The sequence below is a fragment of the Brachyspira pilosicoli genome (genome assembly GCF_019402445.1).
Classification (GTDB): domain Bacteria; phylum Spirochaetota; class Brachyspiria; order Brachyspirales; family Brachyspiraceae; genus Brachyspira; species Brachyspira pilosicoli_B.
This window is the reverse complement of sequence record NZ_SRZM01000390.1, coordinates 1-4,380: the sequence shown is the minus strand read 5'-3', so window position 1 is coordinate 4,380 and position 4,380 is coordinate 1. Positions and strand designations below refer to the sequence as shown.

Sequence of the window (4,380 nt, the reverse complement as noted above, 5' to 3'; positions counted from 1 at the left end):
TTTGCGGCGGGAAAAAGTTGAATAAAAAAACTTATATGACCAAATATAGTTATTTTAGTATATACTTAAAATTTTTAAGTTTATCAAAAATATTTTTTAATCTTTTTATTTTTAGCGGCTAGTCTAATAATACAATAAAATTTATAAAATATAATTGCATATATTTACAAATGAAAAATATAAAATATAATGGCAACATGAATTATATGTCAAACCTACACACTCACACAATCTACTGTGATGGTAAAAACACTATAGAAGAAAATATATTATATGCAATAGAAAAAAACTTTATAAGCTTAGGCTTCTCAGGACATTCTTATTTACCATTTGACAATTCATCTATGTCTATAGAAAATACAATTAAATATTTAGAAGATATAAAAAAATTTAAAGAAATATATAAAGATAAAATTCAAATATATTCAGGTATAGAAGCAGACTATTATTCAAACCTAAATAAAATAACAGATAAAGAAATGATACTAGATTATAGAATAGGCTCTGTGCATTTTATAAAAGATGATGATAATAATTATTTTCCTATAGACGCCTCAAAACAAAACTTTGAAAATACATTAAAACATTTTGCAAGTATTAAAGAAGTAGTATTGAGATATTATAATAATCTAATAGATATGATAAATACGCAACAACCAGATATCATAGGACATTTGGATTTAATTAGAAAATATAATTTTAATAAAGAATATTTTACAGAAGAAGAAGATTGGTACATACAAAAAGTTGACGAAGTTTTGGAAGCAATAAAAAAATCAAACTCTATAGTAGAAATTAACACAAGAAAAATGAATAAAGATAATTTAAATACCCACTACCCAAGTAATGACACTATAAAAAAATTATTAAAATTAAATATACCAATTACAATAAATACAGATGCACACTCAGCAAATACTCTAGATTATTTTTATTATGAGGCATTAGAAAAATTAAAAAAACTAGGATACACTAAAATAAAAATCCTTATAAATAACTCATTTAAAGATATAAGCCTAAATTAATTAAACATATTTTTCCATTTGGTTATAAATAATTTCTGCTAAACCAAATGTCTTAGTTTTAGAAAACTCTTTAGCATATTCATCATATAACATATCCTCAAATATCTCTTCTGCCATGCCACCATCTACAAGTCCGCTTTTATTTACAGTCTTTCTCATCTCTTTAAGCATTTGATTAATCATTAAAGATTCAAAATCCTCTGAAACTTCTCTTAAACGTTTTTTTTGAAATTCTTTATCAGTAACATTTTCTTCAGAAGTATTTTCTACACTAAATTTTGTAGCATAATTCTGATACTCTCTTTTAGTATTATTAAGTTTATTTAAATTAGCTGTTCCAATACTTAAATTATATTTATCAGTAATATTCATATATTAATACCTCTATTAAAACATATACTATTAATTAGTATCGGAAAATATATAAAGCTTATTAATATAATTTTTTATTACCAAGTAACAATATACTCTGTATAAATATAACCATTGCTAATAGATTTAGAAATAGTTACTTTAGCAGAATTAGGATATCTATATCTAAATATATTATTAATTAACTCATCAAAGTATATTTCCATCATAGAATCATAATTAGGGAAATAATATAAATGATAAATAACCTTTCTCTTTTCAGATTTTACAACATCTATATTAATATTTTTAAATCTTTTATTACTGAATTTAATGAGCAAGTCGGCTAAATTACGACCTCTATAAAATTTTATTTTTAATTTATTTAAAACATTGCATTTTCTAAAACCATATTTAGCAACATCTCTTATACCCTCTTCGCTTCCATCATAAAATTCATTCATAATGATATTAATAGGCATAAAAAATGAACTAGATAATACAAATTTCTTTTTGAACTTCACTTTCTTAACATCACTATATATAATTTTAGCATCTTCAGGCATTTTAGCTATTAAAGCAATAGTTTTCTCTTTACCAAAAGTATCTATCATAAACTTATAAAATCTTTTTACTAGTGTATATTTAGCATAAGCTCTGTCACCATCATTAATATTCTTAATCTTTTCAGCAATAACTTCTTCAAAATCTTTAATTACATACGAAGACATCTCTCTATCTAATGTATCAATGGAATCTCCAGAAATATTTGAAAGAGCTTCTATTTCTTTAATCAAATTAAATACATCATTAATACGGGCACTCATATCCTGTGTTTTTGTAACTATATCATCTGTATTTTTAGATACCAATTTCATAGCCTCATCGTTTTTCTTAGAAAAGTCTGATAAATTAACTAAATCATCTTTAGCAACAGATATTCTGCCATGTAAAGCTGTATATTGTTCTTTAATATCTTTAATAGCATTAGTAAGACGTTCTATAGCAATATTCATATCTTTTGTACTTATATACTTATCATCTACAACTTTTTTTACTTTAGTCATAGTATCTACAAAGTTATTTACTTTAGATATCATATTTTCTATGATGTTCATCCTCTCTGCCATTTTTTCTATCATCAAATTCATCTCTTTTTCTATCTCTCTAAGTATTCTATGAGCTTTCTCAGATTGAACATTTGTAGTGGTAGCCAATTTTCTTATCTCTTCAGCAACAACAGCAAAACCCTTTCCCTGTTCCCCAGCATGTGCAGCTTCTATTGCAGCATTCATAGCTAGCATATTAGTTTGCTGAGAAATATCTATTGTGGAGTTAACAAACTCTGATATTCCTCTAATAGAAGAAACTAAATTTCTAGTAATATTTTCTGTTTTTAATATTTTATCCCTGCTATCATTTGATAATGATAACATCACTTCAGACTCATCCTTAGCCTTAGCAACAGACTCTGATACCTCTTCCATGTCTTTTTGTATAGATAATGTTAAAGAGTTTATTTGATTCAAACTTATAGCCTGTTCATCAATTTTTATTTGAAGGTCATTAGTCATCTGGTCTATAGAAACAAGTTCTGATAGGTTTGAAGCTATTATCTTATAAATTTCCAAATTACTACTTTCAACCGCTTTAAACTCATTTTGCTGATAGGATATATTATCTACAATTAAGTTTACAGATTCAGTCATAGAACCTGCAACTTTAGAAATATCAGAAGTTTTATTCTTTAATGATGTAATTTGTGCTTTAAATACTAATAAAGTTTTTGATACAGTAGAGAATACATGCTGAACCATATCAAAAAATATGATTATCCAACTACTTAAATACCCCAATGAATCTTTAGAGTTTATTTTAGTTATATTAATAAACATATTATTATTAAATACACCCTCTTCAAGTTCATGAGATATTTTATCTAAAGGTTTTAATGATATTGGTATTGTAATACTTAATATAATAATTATTACTATAATAGCAAATATCAAAATAACAAATATAGTATTATTAGTTTGGTCTAAAACACTTGAGAAATATGAACTAGGTACAAACATAAATAAATTATATAAACCACTTTTAAATTGTCTAACAAATATATGATATGGTACATCATCAATCATTACTTTATTTTTTATAATTATATTTGTAGATATATCTAAATTATTTATAGCGGCATTAAACCATGGAAAATCATTTACATTGCTTAATATATATTTAGGATTATCATGATATACTATCTTATTATTTCTTGTGTCATATATTATTGTATTAAAAGGTCCTGTTTTTACTATATTAGTTAATACTTCATGTGCTATATCAAGCGAAACATCAGATAAAGAAACACCTATAAGTTTAGTATTATCTGTTGAATATATAGGAGAAGAGAATGATATAACTTTTTGAGGCTTATCCAAATTTTTCATATATGGAGAAGAATAATAAACATCTTGTGGTCTTTTAGCTTCTCTATTCCAATTATTAGGAAGTGCTAAAGCATAAAATTCTTCATTTATATAATTATCCATAATAGTTCCAAATTGAGGCTCCATAGTGCCTGCATCAGGAACATCATATAAATATAAAGAGTATAAATTTTTTAAATTTGTATTTTCTGATATAATATTAGGTTCAAAGTATATACCATTTGCTATAACATGGTGTAAATTAAGCTGTGATTTGTGGAATCTATAAATTATATCTCTAAGACTTCTTTGAGGGTTTTCTATATTACCGACATCATACAATTCATAAGCTACTGTAGCTATATCTGATAATGAAACTGTACCAACAGAAGTAGTAGCATATATATTATTAAATGTTGAAACTATATCATAAAAATAATTTTGTGTAACTGTCATAGCATTATCATATAATGCTTTTCTATTTGTTCTACTATTAATAAAAATAGTAGGAGATAATGATAATGCAACTACTAAAATAACAGAAAAAAGTACCTTATTTTTTAAACTCATATATAGAAACC

General features: G+C 24.7%; 3 protein-coding genes. 1 reads left to right on the top strand and 2 read right to left on the bottom strand.

All coding sequences use genetic code 11. The features are described from left to right. Positions 1-197 precede the first annotated feature (197 nt). A complete protein-coding gene (locus tag E6A48_RS11185; RefSeq protein ID WP_219710371.1) occupies positions 198-1,025 on the top strand; it encodes a histidinol-phosphatase in 828 nt (275 codons plus the stop codon). On the opposite strand, the gene E6A48_RS11180 is transcribed toward E6A48_RS11185, so the two are convergent. Beyond that, positions 1,026-1,397: a rod-binding protein gene (locus E6A48_RS11180; protein WP_219710367.1), complete on the bottom strand. Its 372-nt coding sequence runs from the start codon at positions 1,395-1,397 to the stop codon at positions 1,026-1,028. Between the two features lie 77 nt (positions 1,398-1,474). Further along, positions 1,475-4,380: methyl-accepting chemotaxis protein (locus E6A48_RS11175; RefSeq protein ID WP_258018611.1), on the bottom strand; the 2,906-nt coding region annotated here is incomplete at its 5' end.

Coding starts and splice junctions, on each gene's coding strand:
- E6A48_RS11185 (WP_219710371.1), top strand. CDS start 198: ATGAATTATATGTCAAACCTACACACTCACACAATCTACTGTGATGGT.
- E6A48_RS11180 (WP_219710367.1), bottom strand. CDS start 1,397: ATGAATATTACTGATAAATATAATTTAAGTATTGGAACAGCTAATTTA.